The organism is Streptomyces sp. NPDC045967, from assembly GCF_056430495.1.
The window spans coordinates 334,506-352,728 of record NZ_JBWKLE010000004.1; the positions used below are offsets into that span (position 1 = coordinate 334,506).

Here is an 18,223-nt window from a genome sequence, read left to right on the forward strand (position 1 = left end):
CGTGCTCCTACTGCTCGACCTCGTACGCCTGCTTGTCCACGAGCGTGCCGTCCCTGAAACAGAACCGGTAGACCAGATCCGTCCCCAGTGCGTCGGGCTGGTCCTTCGCCAGCAGCGCCATGCAGGCCGAACCCTCCGGCCGGGGCGGCCCCTTGCGCTCCGCGCCGGCCGTCAGGAACGTGTCGCCGCTCGGCAGCCGGCCGCGGACGGCCTGCTCCGACTCTCCCACCCGCACCGCGTCGAAAGCGGCCCGGTCCACCATCGAGTCGCCCATCGAGCCCATCACCAGCAGCACCCCCGCGCCGACCACGATCACCAGCAGCACCACCGCCGCGAACGCGATGCCGCAGCCCAGCGCGAACCCGCCGGCCGGGCTGCGCCGCCGCACGGCCAGCTCGCGGTCCACCGCCGCCCAGTCCATCGGCGGCGCTCCCCGCAGCCCCAGCGCCTGGGCCTGGGCCTGCTGCCCGAAGTCGTCCGCCTCGGTCCCGGCCCCGGCCGGCCCCGCCCCGTAGGGCAGCACCCCGGCCACCCGGAACCCGCCGTCCGGCGTCGCCCCCGCGTGCACCATCCCGCCGACCAGCCGCGCCCGCTCGCGCAGCCCGGTCAGCCCCTGCCCGCCCGAGACCACCTCGCCGGCGCGGGGCCCGGCCGCCGGGCCGTTGGCGATCTCCACCACCAGCGCGTCGTCCTCGTAGCGCAGTTCCACCGTGATCGGCGCCCCCGGCGCGTGCTTGTACGCGTTCGTCAGCGCCTCCTGCACGATCCGGTACGCCGCGTGGTCACAGGCCGCGACCAGCGGCCGCGGCCGGCCCGACGCGGACAGCCGCACGTCGGTCCCCGCGCCCCGCGCCGCCTCCACCACCGCGGCGATCCCGGCCGCCCCGCGGGCCGCCGGCTGCGCCGCCTCCTCCACCGGGACCGGCGCCTCGACCCCGTCCCGCAGGATTCCGACGACCTCGCGCAGCTCGTGCATGGCCGCCACCGACGCCTGCCGCAGCACCCCGACCGCCTCGCGCTGCCGGTCGGTCAGCTCGGGGTCCACCTCCAGGGCGCCGGTGTGCACCGAGATCAGCGCCAGCTGGTGGCCGAGGCTGTCGTGCATGTCCTGGGCGATCCGCTGCCGCTCGCGCAGCCGCGCCTGCCCGGCCACCATCGCGCGCTCGCGCATCAGCTGGCCGTTGCGCTCCTGGAGCGCGCTCAGCAGCGTGCGGCGCTGCGACCAGTACCGGCTGGCCAGACCGGGCATCACACTCATCGCGAGGAACATCAGCGTGGAGAACACGATCACCAGCAGCGGGCGCATCTGCGCCGACTCGTGCAGCACGCTGAGGCCGACCGTCGCGACGAACGCCACCGTGAAGGCGGCGCCCGCCCGGCCCACCCCGATGATCCGGCGCCCCGCCGACCAGCTCAGCAGGCACGTGACCAGGAACGAACCCGGCAGGAACACGCCCACCGCCGAACCCGCGACCAGGGTCGAGGCGGGCAGCCTGCGCCGCAGCAGGGTGAGCAGCACCACGACCGCCGCGCTCGCGACCATCCGCCGTCCGGAACCGTTGTCGAGCTCCTCGACGCCCAGACCGAGCAGCGCCAGCACCCCCGCCATCGCGAGGTCGCCCACGAGCATCCGCCGGGTCCAGGGCTCCGGCCCCCTCAGCCAGTCCCGCCCCGCACGCGCCATCGCCTTCGCATCCACCCGGCCGACCCTAGACACCCCGGCCCGCCGCCGACGTCCCCCTTTCGTCGCGGTCCGCACGACGAAAGTCGGACGGCGCCGCGAAGAACGTGTCCTGGATCACTCCTTGGCCCCGGAGCACCGCACCGCCCGTACCGGGCAGGTCAGTTGATCACCGGCCGCCGAGCTCCCGAGGGACCGGGAGGCGCACAACACGAAACGGCCGCCACCGCTTTCGCGATGACGACCGTTTCGTCGATGTGGGCGAGGGGGGATTTGAACCCCCACGTCCCGAAGGACACTGGCACCTGAAGCCAGCGCGTCTGCCGTTCCGCCACTCGCCCGAGCAGCTCCCCAGTGGTTCTTCCCTTTCGGGCCGTTCCCCTGGCGACGTCGAAACATTAGCACGTCGGACGGGGTGGAATCACATCGCTTTCCGCGCACCCCGGGCCCCGGCCGCGGACGGCCCCTCCCGCACTCCGCTCCCGGTGCGGGACACTGTCCTCGAGGCCCCCCTACGATCCCTGTGAGGACCAACACTCGTCCTCACAGGTCCGATGGGGAACCACCCGAATCCGCCACGCGTGGATACGATCAGTAAGCAGTACAGGGCGACAACGACGGAGGAGGTGCCCCATGGGAGTTCTGAAGCGGTTCGAGCAGCGACTCGAAGGTCTGGTGAACGGCACCTTCGCCAAGGTGTTCAAGTCCGAGGTCCAGCCGGTGGAGATCGCCGGAGCCCTCCAGCGGGAGTGCGACAACAACGCCACCATCTGGAACCGCGAGCGGACGGTCGTGCCCAACGACTTCATCGTCGAGCTCAGCACCGGCGACTACGAACGCCTCAGCCCCTACTCCGGGCAGCTCGGCGACGAGCTCGCGGGCCTCGTCCGCGACTACGCCAAGCAGCAGCGCTACAGCTTCATGGGCCCCATCAAGGTCCAGCTGGAGAAGGCCGACGACCTCGACACCGGGCTCTACCGGGTCCGCAGCCGCACCCTCGCCGCCAGCACCTCCCAGCCGCAGCCGCCCTCGGGCCGGCCGCAGGGCGGTCCGGCGGGCCAGGGCGGCTACGGCTACCCCCCGGTCGGCGCCCCGCCCATGCCCAGCGCTCCGCCGCCCGGCGGACCGGGCGCGCGGCGGCCCGCCGGCGGAGCCGGCCCCGCCGCACCCGTACCGGCCTCCGGCGGCGCCCGGCGCCACTGGATCGAGATCAACGGCACCCGTCACCAGATCTCGCGCCCCACGCTCGTACTCGGCCGAAGCACCGAAGCCGACGTGCGGATCGACGACCCCGGCGTATCGCGCCGGCACTGTGAGATCCGGACCGGAACGCCCTCGACCATCCAGGATCTCGGGTCCACCAACGGCATCGTGGTGGACGGGCAGCACACCACCCGCGCTACGCTCCGCGACGGCTCGCGGATCGTCGTGGGCAGCACGACCATCATTTACCGGCAAGCCGAAGGGTGAAGCGGGGGCAATGTCAGAGCTGACCCTGACGGTCATGCGGCTGGGTTTCCTAGCCGTTCTGTGGCTGTTCGTCATCGTGGCCGTCCAGGTCATCCGCAGCGACCTCTTCGGAACGAGAGTCACGCAGCGCGGCTCCCGCCGCGGCGGCGCCGGCGCGGGCACCGCGCCGCAGCAGGCCGGCCGGCAGGCCGCGCCACCGCAGCAGCGCCAGCGCCGCGGTGCGCCCACCAAGCTCGTCGTGTCCGAGGGCACCCTCACGGGGACCACGGTGGCCCTCGCCGGCCAGACGATCACCCTGGGCCGCGCGCACGACTCCACCATCGTGCTGGACGATGACTACGCGTCCAGCCGCCATGCCAGGATCTACCCCGACCGTGACGGGCAGTGGATCGTCGAGGATCTCGGGTCCACCAACGGCACGTATCTCGACCGGACCCGCCTGACCACCCCGACGCCCATTCCGCCGGGCGCCCCGATCCGCATCGGCAAGACCGTCATCGAGCTGCGGAAGTAGTACGAGAATGAGCGAGCGGAGCGAGCGCGCGGCGGTGATCCGTCCCATCGAGGAGACGGACACGCGCGCGCTCCCGACCGGAGGGTGGGCAGTGTGGCTCGAGACCGGTTGTACCCGGAGCCGACCGGCGAGGTGCGCATGAGTCTGTCCCTGCGGTTCGCCGCCGGATCGCACAAGGGCATGATCCGCGAGGGCAACGAGGACTCCGGCTACGCCGGGCCCCGCCTCCTCGCGATCGCCGACGGCATGGGAGGCCAGGCCGCCGGCGAGGTCGCGAGCTCCGAGGTGATCTCCACCCTGGTGCAGCTCGACGACGACGTCCCGGGCTCGGACCTGCTCACCTCCCTGGCGACGGCCGTGCAGCGCGCCAACGACCAGCTGCGCGTGATGGTCGAGGAGGACCCCCAGCTCGAGGGCATGGGCACGACGCTGACCGCCCTGCTGTGGACCGGCCAGCGCCTGGGTCTGGTCCACGTCGGCGACTCCCGCGCCTACCTGCTCCGCGACGGCGTCCTCACCCAGATCACCCAGGACCACACCTGGGTGCAGCGCCTGGTCGACGAGGGCCGGATCACCGAAGAGGAAGCCACCACCCACCCGCAGCGCTCCCTGCTGATGCGCGCGCTGGGCAGCGGCGACATCGTCGAACCCGACCTCTCCATCCGCGAGGTCCGTGCCGGCGACCGCTACCTCATCTGCTCCGACGGGCTCTCCGGCGTGGTCTCCCACCAGACCCTCGAAGAGACCCTCGCCGACTACCACGGCCCCCGCGAGACCGTGCAGTCGCTCATCCAGCTCGCCCTGCGCGGCGGCGGACCCGACAACATCACCTGCATCGTCGCCGACGTCCTCGACACCGACAGCGGGGACACCCTCGCCGCCCAGGTCAACGACACGCCCGTCGTCGTGGGCGCGGTCGCCGAGAACCAGCACCAGCTCTTCGACGGCGGCAACGCCATGCAGACCCCGGCCGGCCGCGCCTCGGGCCTCGGCCGCCAGGCCGCCCCGCCCGCCGGCGCCTTCGGCCCGCCCGGCAGCGGCGAGGCCGGCGGCTACGGGTACGCCGAGCAGGGCCAGGGCGGCGGCGGATACGGCAGCTTCGGCGAGGCCGAGGGCTACGACGGTGACGCCGAGTACGACGACACGTACGACCGCCCCCGCAGGCGCCGCAGCAAAGGGCGCAAGTGGGCCACCCGCACGCTGACCCTCCTGCTGGTCGTCGGCGTCGTCGGCGGCGGCCTCTACGCGGGCTGGCGCTGGACCCAGACCCAGTACTACGTCGGGGTCAAGGGCGAGCACGTCGCGCTCTTCCGCGGCATCAGCCAGAAGCTCGGGCCGCTGGAGCTCTCCACGGTGGAGAGCGACCGCCCCGACATCGAACTGAAGTACCTCCCGCCCTTCAAGCGCAAGCAGGTCGAGGCCACCATCAGCGAGGGCAGCCTCGACGGCGCCCGCGAGAAGCTGGACGACCTCGGCGTGCAGGTCTCGGCCTGCAAGAAGGACGAGGAGCGCCGGGGCGCCGAGGCGCAGAACCAGACACCCGGCGCCACTCTGACTCCCGCGGAGCAGCAAGTGGTCAGCCTGTGCGGAAAGCAGTAGACACCCGCGGGCGCAGGGGGCCTGCCACACCATGAGCGTTGTCACCAACACGACCACCATCGGCGCCATCGAGGCGCCGAGCCGGCGGAACACCGAGCTGATGCTGCTCGGTTTCGCCGTGGTCATCCCGATGTTCGCCTACGCCAACGTGGGCCTCGCGATCAACGGCAGCCTGCCGCCCGGCATGCTGCTCTACGGCCTGGGCCTCGGCGCCCTCGCCGGGATCGCGCACGTCGTCGTACGCCGCTACGCCAAGTACGCCGACCCGCTGCTGCTGCCGCTGGCGACGCTGCTCAACGGGCTGGGTCTGGTGCTGATCTGGCGGCTGGACCAGTCCGATCGGCTGCAGAACCTCGCCAAGCGCTCGTACGGCGCTTTCTCCCCCTCCGCGCCCAACCAAATGCTCTACACGGCGCTGGCCATCGCCCTGTTCGCGGGCGTCCTGCTCGTCCTCAAGGACCACCGCGTCCTGCAGCGCTTCACGTACATCTCCATGGTCGTCGCCCTGGTCCTGCTCCTTCTGCCGCTCGTCCCCGGCCTCGGCGCGGACGTCTTCGGCGCCAAGATCTGGATCCGCGTCGCCGGTTTCTCCATCCAGCCCGGCGAGTTCGCGAAGATCGTCCTCGCGGTGTTCTTCGCCGGCTACCTGATGGTCAAGCGTGACGCCCTGGCCCTGGCCTCCCGCCGGTTCATGGGCCTCTACCTGCCGCGCGGCCGCGACCTCGGCCCGATCCTGGTGATCTGGGCGATGAGCCTGCTCATCCTGATCTTCGAGAACGACCTCGGCTCCTCGCTGCTGTTCTTCGGCATGTTCGTGATCATGCTGTACGTGGCCACCGAGCGGACCAGCTGGATCGTCATCGGCCTCCTGATGTCGGTCGGTGGCGCCGTGGTGGTCGCCTCCTTCTCCAGCCACGTCGGGGCCCGGGTCAGCGCCTGGCTGGATCCCTTCGGCTGCTGGCAGCGGAACGGCGCCGATGCCGGTGCCTGTGAGCAGATCGCCCAGTCGATCATGAGCTTCGGCTCCGGCGGCGTCCTCGGCGCCGGATGGGGCCAGGGCAACTCCGACCTCATCGGCTTCGCCGCCAACTCCGACTTCATCTTCTCCACCGTCGGCGAGGAACTCGGCCTCACCGGCGTGATGGCCTTCCTGCTGCTCTACGGCCTGATCATCGAGCGGGGCGTCCGCACCGCCCTCGCCGCCCGCGACCCGTTCGGCAAGCTCTTCGCCATCGGCCTCTCCGGCGCCTTCGCCCTGCAGATCTTCGTCGTCGCCGGCGGGGTCATGGGCCTCATCCCGCTCACCGGCATGACGATGCCCTTCCTCGCGTCCGGCGGTTCCTCCGTCCTCGCGAACTGGATCCTCATCGCCGTGCTCATCCGGATCAGCGACACCGCACGCCGGCCCGCCCCGGCCCCCGCCCCGTCCCCCGACGCCGAGATGACCCAGGTGGTCCGCCCGTCATGAACAAGCCCCTGCGCCGCATCTCGCTGTTCTGCGGGCTGCTCGTCCTCGCGCTGCTGATCCGGACCAACTGGCTGCAGTACGTCCAGGCCGAGGAACTCAGCACCCGCAAGGAGAACCGCCGGGTCCAGATCGCCCAGTACGCCACCGAACGCGGCAACATCATCGTCGCGGGCAAGCCCATCACCGGCTCCGCGGTCACCGACGGCAGCGACTACAAGTTCAAGCGCACCTACGAGGAGGGCGCTCTGTGGGCGCCCGTCACCGGCTACGCCTCGCAGGCCTTCGGCTCCACGCAGCTGGAGTCGCTCGAGGACGGCATCCTCACCGGCAACGACGACCGGCTGTTCTTCGACCGCACCATCGGCATGTTCACGGGGGAGAAGAAGCAGGGCGGCAACGTCGTCACCACGCTCAACCCCGACGCCCAGAGGGCCGCCTTCAAGGCCCTGGGCAACAACAAGGGCGCGGCCGCCGCCATCGACCCGCGCACCGGCGCCGTCCTCGCGCTCGTCTCCACCCCGTCGTACGACCCCTCGCGCTTCGCCGGCAACTCCAAGGACGACGAGAAGGCGTGGGTCGAGCTCAAGGACAGCGAGGACAAGAACCTCGTCAACCGCGCCCTGCGCGAGACCTACCCGCCGGGCTCGACCTTCAAGGTCGTCACCGCGGCCGCCGCCCTGGAACACGGCGTGGTCAAGGAGATCAACGACCCGACGGACACCCCGGACCCCTACTTCCTGCCCGGCACGAAGACCGAGATGGTCAACCACGCCAGCGGCTGCAAGCAGGCGAGCCTCAACGAGGCCCTGCGCGTCTCGTGCAACTCCGTCTTCGCGAACCTCGGCGACAAGGTCACCCGCGACAAGATGGTGGAGACCGCCGAGAAGTTCGGCTTCAACAACGACAAGATCGACATTCCGGTCCGCGCCTTCGCCAGCGTCTACGACAAGAAGATGGGCAAGGACGGCAACGCCCAGAGCTCCATCGGGCAGTTCAACACCGCCGCCACCCCGCTGCAGATGGCCATGGTCACCGCCGCGATCGCCAACGACGGCAAGCTGATGAAGCCGTACATGGTCGACCAGCTCACCGCGCCCAACCTCGACATCATCGAGAAGCACACGCCGCAGGAGATGAGCCGCCCCCTCACCGCCGCCAACGCGCAGAAGGTGCAGGAGATGATGGTCAATGTCGTCGAGAAGGGCACCGGCACGAAGGCGCAGATCAAGGACGTGAAGGTCGGCGGCAAGACCGGCACCGCCCAGCACGGCGAGGGGAACAAGAAGCGCCCGTACGCCTGGTTCATCTCCTACGCCGAAGCCTCGGACGGCACCTCGCCCGTCGCGGTCGCCGTCGTCATCGAGGACAGCAACGCGGACCGCGAGGACATCAGCGGCGGCGGCCTCGCCGCCCCGGTCGCGAAGGCCGTCATGGAAGCGGTGCTGAAGACGCAGGGATGAGCCGCCGGACGGCGGACGGCCGCGGAGACGTGATCCGCGTCACCGCTCCCGGCGGGGTGCGCGCACACGGTACCGGTCCTGTATCAGCCTGTGGCCGCGAACCGATCACAGACGATCGGCCGGTAGCCTTTGCGCGAACAGCACACCGCCGGACCACACACAGGTGCGGTCGGGACTGACGGAGAGGGCTGCAACGTTATGGAAGAGCCGCGTCGCCTCGGCGGCCGGTACGAGCTGAGCCACGTGCTCGGCCGCGGTGGCATGGCCGAGGTCTACCTCGCCCACGACACCCGGCTCGGCCGTACCGTCGCCGTCAAGACCCTGCGCGCCGATCTCGCACGCGACCCGTCCTTCCAGGCCCGGTTCCGCCGTGAGGCCCAGTCGGCCGCGTCGCTGAACCACCCCGCGATCGTCGCCGTCTACGACACCGGCGAGGACTACGTCGACAACATCTCCATCCCGTACATCGTGATGGAGTACGTCGACGGCTCCACCCTGCGCGAGCTGCTGCACTCCGGGCGCAAGCTGCTGCCCGAGCGCACCCTGGAGATGACCATCGGCATCCTCCAGGCCCTCGAGTACTCGCACCGTGCCGGCATCGTGCACCGCGACATCAAGCCCGCCAACGTGATGCTGACCCGCACCGGCCAGGTCAAGGTCATGGACTTCGGCATCGCCCGCGCCATGGGCGACTCCGGCATGACGATGACGCAGACGGCCGCCGTCATCGGCACCGCCCAGTACCTCTCCCCGGAGCAGGCCAAGGGCGAGCAGGTCGACGCGCGCTCCGACCTCTACTCCGCGGGCTGCCTGCTCTACGAACTCCTCTGCGTCCGGCCGCCGTTCGTCGGCGACTCCCCCGTGGCCGTCGCCTACCAGCACGTACGGGAAGAACCGCAGCCGCCGTCGAACTTCGACCCCGAGATCACGCCCGAGATGGACGCGATCGTCCTGAAGGCGCTGGTCAAGGACCCGGACTACCGCTACCAGTCCGCGGACGAGATGCGCGCCGACATCGAGGCGTGCCTCGACGGCCAGCCCGTCGCCGCCACCGCCGCCATGGGCGCGGCCGGTTACGGCTACCCGCACGACCAGTCCCACGGCTACGGGCACCAGGGCTACGACCAGCCCACCACCGCCCTGCGCACCGCCGATTCCGGCCAGACCTCGATGATGCCGCCGATGCCCCCGGGCGACGGCGGCTACGGGTACGGCGACCAGAACCACGGCGGCTACGACCAGGGGCCGCACCGGCGCCAGAAGAAGAGCAAGGCGTCCACGATCCTGCTCGTGGCGGCCGGCGTCCTCGTCCTGGTCGGCGCGATCCTGATCGGCCGCTCCCTCTTCAGCGGCACGGCCGACAACCGGCCCAGCGTGCCCAAGTTCATCGGCTCCACCCTGGAGCAGGCGCAGCGCAGCGGCGAGAACGTCGGCCTCAGGGTCGTCAAGGGCGCCGAGGCGCCCTGCGCGGACCAGCCCAAGGGCAGCATCTGCAAGCAGGACCCGGTGCCCGACACGAAGGTCGCCAAGGACTCCACGGTCACGGTGACCATCTCCTCGGGTGCGCCCAAGGAGCCGGTCCCCAGTGTGCTGAACCTGACCTTCGAGGACGCCGAGAAGGCGCTGAAGGACAAGGGCTTCCAGGTCGACCGCAAGGCCCAGGAGTCCGGACGGGCCCCGGGCACGGTCCTGGACCAGGACCCGAAGGCGGGCGGCGAGGCGGAGCGGAACTCCGTCGTCACGCTGACGGTGGCCAAGGAGCAGTCCAAGGCGATCGTCCCGGACCTCAAGGGCAGGACCAAGGACGACGCCGAGAAGGACCTCAAGGCCGTCAACCTCAAGCTCGGCAGCGTGACCGAGGTCGACGCCCCCGGTGTCCCGCCGAAGACGATCATCGACCAGCAGCCCCAGCCGGGGTCGCAGCTGGAGGTGGGCAAGACGGTCAACGTGACCATCGCCAAGGCCGCGCAGCAGGTGCAGGTGCCGAACCTGCTGGGCAAGACGGTCGCCCAGGCCAGGGCGGAACTGGCGTCCAAGGGCCTGACCTTCGGCGCCGTGCTCTCCGGTCCCTCGGACGAGAACGCCCGCGTGCTGTCCTCGGACCCGCAGGCCGGCCGTCCCGTCCCCGCGGGCACGGTGGTCAATGTGGTCACCATGCAGAGCGGCCAGCAGGACGGCGGCAACAACAACGGCGGCGGTGGCAACCGCGGCTTCATCGGAGGGCTCGGCGGCTGACGCCCCCCTCGGAACGCGCACACGGCTCCGGCCCCTCTCCCCGGGAGAGGGGCCGGAGCCGTTTCCCCCCGGGGCTGCGCGGCCGTCTGGGCCCTCACGGGCGAGGCCCGGCCCCCGGGGGGCCCGGGCGGGCCGCGGCCGCCCCCAGAACCGTGTGGGAGGCCCCCACGGGCGCGGTCAGCGCAGCTCGGCCGGCGGGGTCCGCTCCGCGTCCACCTTCTGCGTCCGCACCAGCTCGCCCCAGACGACGTAGCGGTACTTCGAGGTGTACACCGGCGTGCACGTGGTCAGCGTGATGTAGCGGCCCGGGGCGGTCCTGCCCGACTGCTTCGGGACCGGGCTGATCACGTCCACGTTGTACTTGGAGGTCTGGCGCAGCTCGGCGAAGACCTTGTACACGTACCAGGTGTCCTTGGTCTCGAAGACGATCGGGTCGCCGCGGTGCAGCTTGTCGATGTCGTGGAACTTCGCGCCGTGGCCGTCCCGGTGCGCGGCCAGCGAGAAGTTGCCCTTCTCGTCCCACGGCAGGGCCGACTTCACCGGCTCCGTGTAGTAGCCCGCGACCCCGTCGTCCAGGGTCTGCGGGTCGGTGCCGCGCTTGACCAGCACCTCGGCGTCGCCCATCGCGGGCACGTGCAGGAAGCCGATGCCGTCCCCGGTGTCCAGCGCCCCCGGTTCCGCCGGCTTCTGCGGCCCGGGCGCCGCCAGCCACTGCCGGCGGACCTGGTCGCCGCGCGCCGACGCCTGCCGGTCCGCGAGCACGTTCGTCCACCACAGCGAGTAGGCCACGAACAGGGCCAGCACCAGCCCCAGCGTGATCAGGAACTCGCCCAGCAGGCTGAGGAACCCGGCGAGCGCACTGCGGCTGCCGGCGGGGGCGGGCGGCGCCGCGGCGCGGCGGCGGGCACGGGACACGGCTGGTTCGTCCTAACTGGTCAGAGCGGGCGGAGGACCGTCGCCGCGGGGGCGTTCATCGGTCATCCTGCCCCATACGATCATCCGGTAGGTGCTGGTGAACTCCGGCGTGCAGGTCGTCAGCGTGATGTACCGGCCGGGCGCGGTGAACCCCGATCCCTCGGGCACCGGCTTGATCACCCCCACGTTCGTGGGCGGTGTCTGCGCCAGCGTCGAGGTCGTCTCGTACGTGTAGTACGCGTCCCGCGTCTCCACCACGACGGGATCGCCGGGCACCAGCCGGTTGATGTAGCGGAAGGGCTCCCCGTGGGTGTTGCGGTGGCCCGCCACCGCGAAGTTGCCCTGCGGGTCCCCGGGCATCGCCGTCTTCAGCGCGCCCTCGCCGTAGTGCCCGACCATGCCCCGGTCCAGCACCTTCGGCTTGCTGATCCCCTCGGCCACCGGCACCTTCACGTCCAGCTTGGGGATGTGCAGGACGGCGAAGCCCTGCCCGGGCTCGAACGCCGTCACCGGCGGGGGCGCCGCCGCGCCGGGGTCCGTGCCCGCGTCCCGCTGCCAGGTCTGCTGGAGGGTGCCCGCGGCGCCGTCCGCCGCCCGGTCCGCGACGATGTTCGTGTACCAGAGCTGGTAGGCGACGAACAGCAGCATCACCAGGCCGGCCGTGATGAACAGCTCCCCGCCCAGCCGGCTCGCCACGACCAGCGGCCCGCCCGACGCCGGCCGCCTGCGCCGCCGGCCGCCGCGCCTGCGCGAGCCCCGGGCGCCCCGTTTCGCGGCCTCCTGCGCCGCCCTGCGCCGCGCGGCCCGGCCCTCGGTGGGCGCGGACTGCGCGAGGGCGGTCACGCGACGGCCTTGCCCACCACCGGGGCCAGCCCCACCGAGCGCTCCACGGCGCCCGCGTCACCGCACCGCACCAGCCAGTTCGCGAGCATCCGGTGGCCCCACTCGGTCAGCACCGACTCGGGGTGGAACTGCACCCCCTCGACGTCGTGGTCCCGGTGGCGCAGGCCCATGATGATGCCGTCCTCGGTCCGGGCCGTGACCTCCAGCTCGGCGGGCAGGGTCTGGGGCTCGGCGGCCAGCGAGTGGTAGCGGGTGGCCGTGAAGGGCGAGGGCAGGCCGGTGAACACGCCGACGCCCTCGTGGACCACGGGCGAGGTCTTGCCGTGCAGCAGCTCGGGCGCCCGGTCCACGACCCCGCCGTAGGCGACCGCCATCGACTGCATGCCGAGGCACACGCCGAAGACGGGTACGCCCGCCTCGGCGCAGTGCCTGACCATGTCGACGCAGACCCCCGCCTCCTCCGGCGTCCCGGGCCCGGGGGAGAGCAGCACGCCGTCGAAGCCGTCCTGCGCGTGGGAGAGCTCGACCTCGTCGTTGCGCAGCACCTCGCACTCGGCGCCGAGCTGGTAGAGGTACTGGACCAGGTTGAAGACAAAGCTGTCGTAGTTGTCCACGACCAGAATGCGCGCGCTCACGGAGTGGCTCCCGATCCCTCGTCCACCGTCACGTCGTTGAACGGCAGGAGCGGCTCGGCCCACGGGAAGACGTACTGGAACAGTACGAACACCACCGCGAGGACCAGTACGAGTGAGATCAGCGCGCGTACCCACGCGTTGCCCGGCAGGTGCCGCCAGATCCAGCCGTACATGCCGCCTGTTTCCTTTTCGTCCACGTTGGTTCCCCGTACCGCGGAGGCGGTACGCCAACAGACTAAAGCCAGCGGCCCGGCCGGGTGGGTCAGCTCGGCGAACCCTCCGGTCCGCCCCGCCCCACCGCGCGGGTGCCGGTCAGCTCCGCCCAGACGACCAGCCGGTGGCTGTGGCCCCACTCCGGGTCGCAGGTCGTCAGCGTGAGGTAGCGGCCGGGCAGCGTGAACGGCGACCTCCGGGGCACCGGGTCCACCACCCCGATGTCGGTGGGCAGGGTGCGCAGCGGCCCGCCGCGCACCGTGTACGTGTACCGGGTGGTCGCGTCCTTGAGGATCACCTCGTCCCCGGGGCGCAGCGCGGGGAAGTCCTTGAAGGGGTCGCCGTAGGTGCGCCGGTGGCCCGCCACCGAGAAGTTCCCGGTGGCGCCGAGCGCGGCGGTGCCGCGGTAGTGGCCCAGGCCCCTCTTCAGCAGCTCGGTGCCGGTGCCTTCCAGGACGGGCTTCTTCCAGTCCTTGCCGAAGCGCGGGACGTACATCTCGGCGAAGGGCCGGCCGGCGGGGTAGGGGGAGGGCTCGGGAGGCCCGGGGGCCCGGCCCGGCCCGGGCGCCGCCTCCGGGGCAGGCGCGGGGGGCTGGGCGGGTGCGGGACCGGGGGCGGATGCGGAACCGGGGGTCGCTGCGGGACCGGGGGCCGGTGCGCCGGCCGCAGCCCAGTCGTCGCGCAGCCGGGTCATCTCGCCGTCCATGGCGCGGTCGGCCTTCACCCCGGTCCACAGCAGGAGGTAGGCCACGAAGAGCACGATGAGGCTGCCCGCCGTCAGGCACAGCTCGCTGAACGTCCGTACCACCAGGCCCAGTACGACGTCGGGCCGCAATGCCTCAGGACGAGGGCTCCACCGGCTTCGCATAGTGGAGGTCCACTGTGCCGGAGTAGCCGGGCAGTGTCAGCGCCCGGTGCTCGTCGACTTTCCAGCCGAGCCCGTAGGCGTTCACGTACAGCTGGTAGTTCTGCAGGGCCGGCGAGGCGGCGAGGGCCTTGCGCAGCGCGCCCGGGTCGCCGACCGCCGAGACCTTGTAGGGCGGCGAGTACACCCGGCCCTGGAGGATCAGCGTGTTGCCGACGCACCGGACCGCGCTGGTGGAGATGAGCCGCTGGTCCATGACCTGGATGCCCTGCGCTCCGCCCTGCCAGAGCGCGTTCACCACGGCCTGGAGGTCCTGCTGGTGGATCACCAGGTCGTTGGGCTGCGGCTCGGGCACGTTGGGGATCCGGGCGGTGGCGCCGGGCGGGGCGTCGTTCAGGGTGACGCTCAGACCCTTGCCGGCGAGTTCCTCGGTGCCCGAGGCCACGCGCAGGGCGGCCAGCTTCGCGTCCTCGGCCTTGGTGCTGCCGTCGTCCCGCTCGGCGAGCGCGTCGACGCGGCGGCGCACCGGCCCGAGGCTCTCCTCGAGGCCGGCGTTGCTCTGACTGCGCTCCTCGATGAGATCGGTCAGTTTCAACAGGGACGCGTCGGTCCGGATGTTCGTACCCTTGGACGTGTTGAAACTGGTGACGAAGAGCAGCCCGGCCAGGGCGAAGACGGCGGCCGTCAGCAGCCGGACCGGTCTGGCACGGCGACGGGGACCCGCGGAGGAGTCGTCGGAATCGCTCAACGTACCCTTCTCCTTCAACGCCACAGGTCCACTACGCTAACGGACGCCCGGGGCAGGCAAGGTCCCCAGCGCATCGACAGGAGAGCCCCTCGTGCCGAAGTCACGTATCCGCAAGAAGGACGACTACACGCCGCCGCCCTCGCGGCAGCCGCAGTCGATCAGGCTGACCAACCGCAGCTGGGTCGCCCCGGTCATGCTGGCCCTGTTCCTGATCGGTCTCGCGTGGATCGTCGTCTTCTACGTGACCGAGACCCAGATGCCGATCGAATCGCTGGGCAATTGGAACATCGTGGTCGGTTTCGGCTTCATCGCTGCGGGATTCGGCGTCTCGACGCAGTGGAAGTAGCACTGATCCTGCCCGGATGAAAGCTCTCCCCATGAGTTATCCACAGCGTCATCCACACCTGAGGAAAAGACAGAAGATCTGTGGATAACTCTGTGGAGAGTTGACGCCGGTGTGATCAGGTGAGTTCCGCCGTCCGCAGCAGGACGACCGCTGCGACCAGCGCGAACACCACCGCGCAGGTCCCCCACTGGAGAAGCGTGCGGCGGCGGCCGGGGGTCGGCCGGAGCATGCCCGCGCCCACCAGGGCGCCGGTGACCAGACCTCCCACGTGCGCCTGCCAGGACACGCTGAGGCTGCCGCCCAGCGGTACGAAGGTCAGGACCAGCATGAGCACCACCATGACGATCACCGGCCGCATCTCGTAGCGCAGCCGCCGCGCCAGGACGGCGGTGGCGCCGAGCAGTCCGAAGACCGCGCCGGACGCGCCGAGGGTCGGGGTGTTCGGTTCGGTCAGCAGATAGACGAGGGCGCTGCCGCCGAGCCCCGAGAGCAGGTAGACGGCCAGATAGCGGGAGCGGCCCAGCGCCGCCTCCAGCGGGCCGCCGATCACCCACAGGCCGATCATGTTGCCGATGATGTGCCACCACTCGACGTGCAGGAACACCGAGGTCAGCAGGCGGTCGTACTGGCCGGTGGAGACGCCCTCGACGGGGGCGCCGAAGTACTCCACGTACCGTCCGAGCAGCTCCAGCCGCAGCACCACGGCCGGGGCCAGGAGACCGGCGAGGAACACGGCGGCGTTCAGCCCGATCAGGATCTTGGTGACCAGCTGGGGATCGGCGGTGACCACTCCGCCCGCGAGGGTGCGCGCCGCGTTCGCGCCCGGCCGGTGGCCGGTGCCGGAGCCCGTGCTGACGCATGCGGGGCACTGGAAGCCGACCGAGGCGCTGACCATGCACTCGGGGCAGATCGGGCGCTCGCAGCGGGTGCAGCTGATCCCCGTGGCGCGGTTCGGGTGGCGGTAGCAGCCCGGCAGACGGTCGGTGTCCATCGGTCCCCTCGATCGGCGGCGGGGGCGGGGACGCCCCGCCGGTCCGGTACGTATCCAGGACGGACGGGCAGGGCGGAAAGGTTCCCCGCCCGGCGCCGCGCACGGGCGGGCGGGCGGCGTCAGCGCTTCTCGATGACGACCGACTTGATGATCACGTCCTCCACCGGGCGCTCGGTGCGCGCGTTGGTGGGGATCGAGGCGATCTTGTCCACGACGGCCTGGCTGGCCTTGTCGGCGACCTCGCCGAAGATCGTGTGCTTGCGGGTCAGCCAGGCCGTGGGCGCGACCGTGATGAAGAACTGCGAGCCGTTGGTGCCCGGGCCGGCGTTGGCCATGGCGAGCAGGTAGGGCTTGGTGAAGGCCAGATCGGGGTGGAACTCGTCGGCGAACTGGTAACCCGGGCCGCCGGTGCCGTTGCCCAGCGGGTCACCGCCCTGGATCATGAAGCCGCTGATGACGCGGTGGAAGACGGTGCCGTCGTACAGCGGGTCCGTGGTCTTCTGGCCGTCGGTGGGACGGGTCCACTCGCGGGAACCGGTGGCCAGCTCGGTGAAGTTGCGCACGGTTTTCGGGGCGAAGTTCGGCAGCAGCTCGATCTCGATGTCGCCGTGGCTGGTCTTCAGGGTGGCGTAGAGCTTCTCGGCCACTGATCTGCCTTCCCTAGTCGTCATTGTCGGTTCAGATCCTCCCACGGGGGGAAGCAGTGGACGGAAATGCTCCACCCGTGTGCCCTGTCGTGCATGCCCGGGGGTGTGTTGCCAGGCATGATCCGACCAAGGGTGGAAAGGTGAACTGTGTCCGCCACCTAGAAGGAGGAATCCTGTGACCCGCAAGGACAGCGTGCTCGCGGCAGCGGAAAGCGCCCGGGAGACCGTGCGGCACGCGTCGGAAGTGGTGGCACCGTACGCTGGGACCGCCAAGGACGCCGTGGCCCACTATGCGCACGAGGCCAATGAGCTGCTCGCGCCGATGGTTTCGCAGGCGGCCAACGAGGCCGCCCGGCAGGCCCGGACGACCTATGACACCCACCTGCATCCCCGGATGAAGGCGGCGCGTGCACACGTGCCGCCGAACGTGGACCGGGCGGCGACCAACGCCGTGAAGCAGACCCGCCGGGCGGCGCGCCAGGCCGCCGACTACACGCAGCCGCGGATCGAGAGCGCGATCGCGGCGGCCACGCCCGTGGCCGAGGAGGCCGCCTCGCGGTCGGTGGCGGCGTTCGCGGCGCTGCGCGGCCAGGTGACCCCCAAGGAGATCCAGCGGCTGGTGCGGCGTCAGGAACGACGGGCGCGCTGCGGCCGGGCCCTGCGCGGGATCGCCGTGGCCGGTCTCCTGGCGGGCGCCGCCTACGCCGCGTGGAAGTGGTGGGACCAGCAGTCGAACCCGGACTGGCTCGTCGAGCCGCCGGCGGCCACCGAGGTTCCGGCGGGCGAGGCGGAGGCCAGCTTCGACGACGAGCTGGCGGCCAAGGAGCGCGAGGCGGACTCGGCGACGGACGACAAGCAGCTCTGACCGGCGGCACGTCGCGCACGGCGAGAAGGGCCCGGATCCCCTGGGATCCGGGCCCTTTCCGTGCGTCCGCCCTGCGGGCGGGGTCTCAGTGGGGGAGCGTCAGCACCATGCCCGGGCGGATGAGGTCGGGATTGGCGCCGATGACGCCCCGGTTCACGGCGTAGAGCTCGCGCCAGCGGGCCTCGTTGCCGAGCTCGCGGCGGGCGATCGCGGAAAGGGAGTCACCGGCCTTGACCGTGTAGGTGCGCTTCTCGGCGGCGGCCGCCGCCCTGGGGGCCGCCGCCTTGGGGGCCGCCGTCTCGGGGGCCGCCGCGGCTGCCCGCTCGGGCGCCGGCTTGGCCGTCGGCCTGGGCGCTGCCGGCACCGCCTTGTGCGCCGCGGACGCGGGCGTCGGGGTGTGTGCCGCGCCGGGCGCCGACGAGGCCGCCGCCCCGGGCTTGGGCAGCGGGGTGGGCTTGGGGGGCGCGGGCACTGCCTTGTGCGCGGCCGAGGCGGGGGTGGGCTTCACGGGGGTGGGCTTGGCCGGCGCGGTCGCCGCCGCCCGGGTGGCCGGGCCCGCGGAGCGCGACGCCGACCCCTGCTGCTCCACCTGCTCCCGGGTCTTCTCGGCGGCCTCGTGTGCCTTCTTCTTGTCGGACTTCAGGAAGTCGAAGAGTCCCATGTGCGTACGCCTCCGGCGTGGTCATACCCCCTGGGCGGCGCCTCGGGGCGCGACGCCTCCCCCCACT

General features: G+C 71.5%; 17 protein-coding genes, 1 tRNA gene and 1 pseudogene. 8 read left to right on the plus strand and 11 right to left on the minus strand.

Annotated elements, in window-relative coordinates; all coding sequences use genetic code 11:
- Positions 1-7: 7 nt before the first annotated feature.
- Together AC07FY_RS11555 and AC07FY_RS11560 are read right to left on the minus strand one after the other, a co-directional pair.
- Complete coding sequence (locus AC07FY_RS11555; RefSeq protein ID WP_479004539.1) at positions 8-1,684, minus strand: sensor histidine kinase; 1,677 nt, start codon at positions 1,682-1,684, stop codon at positions 8-10.
- Between the two features lie 255 nt (positions 1,685-1,939).
- A tRNA-Leu gene (locus tag AC07FY_RS11560) sits at positions 1,940-2,022 on the minus strand.
- Between the two features lie 292 nt (positions 2,023-2,314).
- Between AC07FY_RS11560 and AC07FY_RS11565 the strand changes: the two genes are divergently transcribed.
- The 6 genes from AC07FY_RS11565 to pknB all read left to right on the plus strand — a co-directional run bounded on the left by AC07FY_RS11565 (position 2,315) and on the right by pknB (position 10,427).
- Entirely contained in the window at positions 2,315-3,151 is an 837-nt protein-coding gene (locus AC07FY_RS11565; protein ID WP_479003993.1) for an FhaA domain-containing protein, read from the plus strand.
- A gap of 10 nt (positions 3,152-3,161) precedes the next feature.
- The gene (locus tag AC07FY_RS11570; RefSeq protein ID WP_479003996.1) at positions 3,162-3,665 is read left to right on the plus strand and encodes an FHA domain-containing protein FhaB/FipA; all 504 of its coding nucleotides are present in this window, start codon (positions 3,162-3,164) and stop codon (positions 3,663-3,665) included.
- Between the two features lie 138 nt (positions 3,666-3,803).
- Positions 3,804-5,264: a PP2C family protein-serine/threonine phosphatase gene (locus AC07FY_RS11575; RefSeq protein WP_479003998.1), complete on the plus strand. Its 1,461-nt coding sequence runs from the start codon at positions 3,804-3,806 to the stop codon at positions 5,262-5,264.
- A gap of 31 nt (positions 5,265-5,295) precedes the next feature.
- Positions 5,296-6,732: an FtsW/RodA/SpoVE family cell cycle protein gene (locus AC07FY_RS11580; protein WP_479004001.1), complete on the plus strand. Its 1,437-nt coding sequence runs from the start codon at positions 5,296-5,298 to the stop codon at positions 6,730-6,732.
- On the plus strand, positions 6,729-8,192 hold the full coding sequence (locus AC07FY_RS11585) for a peptidoglycan D,D-transpeptidase FtsI family protein (RefSeq protein WP_479004004.1): 1,464 nt from the start codon (positions 6,729-6,731) through the stop codon (positions 8,190-8,192). Before AC07FY_RS11580 ends, AC07FY_RS11585 begins: the two co-directional genes overlap by 4 nt.
- 198 nt (positions 8,193-8,390) lie before the next feature.
- Positions 8,391-10,427 carry a Stk1 family PASTA domain-containing Ser/Thr kinase gene (gene pknB / locus AC07FY_RS11590; protein ID WP_479004007.1) on the plus strand — a complete coding sequence of 679 codons (2,037 nt, stop codon included), beginning with the start codon at positions 8,391-8,393 and terminating at the stop codon, positions 10,425-10,427.
- Positions 10,428-10,604: 177 nt separating this feature from the next.
- Here pknB and AC07FY_RS11595 read toward each other — a convergent pair whose 3' ends face one another.
- The 6 genes and pseudogenes from AC07FY_RS11595 to AC07FY_RS11620 all read right to left on the minus strand — a co-directional run bounded on the left by AC07FY_RS11595 (position 10,605) and on the right by AC07FY_RS11620 (position 14,646).
- Positions 10,605-11,342: a class E sortase gene (locus AC07FY_RS11595; protein WP_479004010.1), complete on the minus strand. Its 738-nt coding sequence runs from the start codon at positions 11,340-11,342 to the stop codon at positions 10,605-10,607.
- A 12-nt stretch (positions 11,343-11,354) separates the two neighbouring features.
- Positions 11,355-12,041, minus strand: a pseudogene (locus AC07FY_RS11600) (class E sortase); the annotation flags it as partial.
- Between the two features lie 140 nt (positions 12,042-12,181).
- The gene (locus AC07FY_RS11605) at positions 12,182-12,820 is read right to left on the minus strand and encodes an aminodeoxychorismate/anthranilate synthase component II (RefSeq protein ID WP_479004013.1); all 639 of its coding nucleotides are present in this window, start codon (positions 12,818-12,820) and stop codon (positions 12,182-12,184) included.
- A complete protein-coding gene (locus AC07FY_RS11610) occupies positions 12,817-13,017 on the minus strand; it encodes a hypothetical protein (protein WP_215145083.1) in 201 nt (66 codons plus the stop codon). Before AC07FY_RS11610 ends, AC07FY_RS11605 begins: the two co-directional genes overlap by 4 nt.
- A gap of 65 nt (positions 13,018-13,082) precedes the next feature.
- Positions 13,083-13,901 carry a class E sortase gene (locus tag AC07FY_RS11615; protein WP_479004016.1) on the minus strand — a complete coding sequence of 273 codons (819 nt, stop codon included), beginning with the start codon at positions 13,899-13,901 and terminating at the stop codon, positions 13,083-13,085.
- A complete protein-coding gene (locus tag AC07FY_RS11620) occupies positions 13,873-14,646 on the minus strand; it encodes a DUF881 domain-containing protein (RefSeq protein ID WP_479004019.1) in 774 nt (257 codons plus the stop codon). Before AC07FY_RS11620 ends, AC07FY_RS11615 begins: the two co-directional genes overlap by 29 nt.
- A 91-nt stretch (positions 14,647-14,737) precedes the next feature.
- On the opposite strand from AC07FY_RS11620, the gene crgA reads away from it, so the two are divergent.
- Positions 14,738-14,992 (plus strand): cell division protein CrgA, encoded by a 255-nt coding sequence (gene crgA, locus AC07FY_RS11625; protein ID WP_479004022.1) that lies wholly within the window; start codon positions 14,738-14,740, stop codon positions 14,990-14,992.
- A gap of 115 nt (positions 14,993-15,107) precedes the next feature.
- On the opposite strand, the gene AC07FY_RS11630 is transcribed toward crgA, so the two are convergent.
- Positions 15,108-15,983, minus strand: a complete 876-nt coding sequence (locus AC07FY_RS11630; protein WP_479004025.1) for a rhomboid family intramembrane serine protease — start codon at positions 15,981-15,983, stop codon at positions 15,108-15,110.
- Between the two features lie 119 nt (positions 15,984-16,102).
- A complete protein-coding gene (locus AC07FY_RS11635; protein WP_479004542.1) occupies positions 16,103-16,630 on the minus strand; it encodes a peptidylprolyl isomerase in 528 nt (175 codons plus the stop codon).
- A gap of 175 nt (positions 16,631-16,805) precedes the next feature.
- Here AC07FY_RS11635 and AC07FY_RS11640 point away from each other — a divergent pair, with 175 nt between their 5' ends.
- On the plus strand, positions 16,806-17,495 hold the full coding sequence (locus AC07FY_RS11640) for a DUF5324 family protein (protein ID WP_479004028.1): 690 nt from the start codon (positions 16,806-16,808) through the stop codon (positions 17,493-17,495).
- Positions 17,496-17,580: 85 nt separating this feature from the next.
- Here AC07FY_RS11640 and AC07FY_RS11645 read toward each other — a convergent pair whose 3' ends face one another.
- Positions 17,581-18,156: a LysM peptidoglycan-binding domain-containing protein gene (locus AC07FY_RS11645; RefSeq protein WP_479004031.1), complete on the minus strand. Its 576-nt coding sequence runs from the start codon at positions 18,154-18,156 to the stop codon at positions 17,581-17,583.
- Positions 18,157-18,223 lie beyond the last annotated feature (67 nt).

Bases quoted from the DNA above. Each gene is read 5' to 3' on its own strand.
- AC07FY_RS11555 (WP_479004539.1), bottom strand. From the start codon at position 1,684: ATGGCGCGTGCGGGGCGGGACTGGCTGAGGGGGCCGGAGCCCTGGACC.
- AC07FY_RS11565 (WP_479003993.1), top strand. From the start codon at position 2,315: ATGGGAGTTCTGAAGCGGTTCGAGCAGCGACTCGAAGGTCTGGTGAAC.
- AC07FY_RS11570 (WP_479003996.1), top strand. From the start codon at position 3,162: ATGTCAGAGCTGACCCTGACGGTCATGCGGCTGGGTTTCCTAGCCGTT.
- AC07FY_RS11575 (WP_479003998.1), top strand. From the start codon at position 3,804: ATGAGTCTGTCCCTGCGGTTCGCCGCCGGATCGCACAAGGGCATGATC.
- AC07FY_RS11580 (WP_479004001.1), top strand. From the start codon at position 5,296: ATGAGCGTTGTCACCAACACGACCACCATCGGCGCCATCGAGGCGCCG.
- AC07FY_RS11585 (WP_479004004.1), top strand. From the start codon at position 6,729: ATGAACAAGCCCCTGCGCCGCATCTCGCTGTTCTGCGGGCTGCTCGTC.
- pknB (WP_479004007.1), top strand. From the start codon at position 8,391: ATGGAAGAGCCGCGTCGCCTCGGCGGCCGGTACGAGCTGAGCCACGTG.
- AC07FY_RS11615 (WP_479004016.1), bottom strand. From the start codon at position 13,901: ATGCGAAGCCGGTGGAGCCCTCGTCCTGAGGCATTGCGGCCCGACGTC.
- AC07FY_RS11630 (WP_479004025.1), bottom strand. From the start codon at position 15,983: ATGGACACCGACCGTCTGCCGGGCTGCTACCGCCACCCGAACCGCGCC.
- AC07FY_RS11645 (WP_479004031.1), bottom strand. From the start codon at position 18,156: ATGGGACTCTTCGACTTCCTGAAGTCCGACAAGAAGAAGGCACACGAG.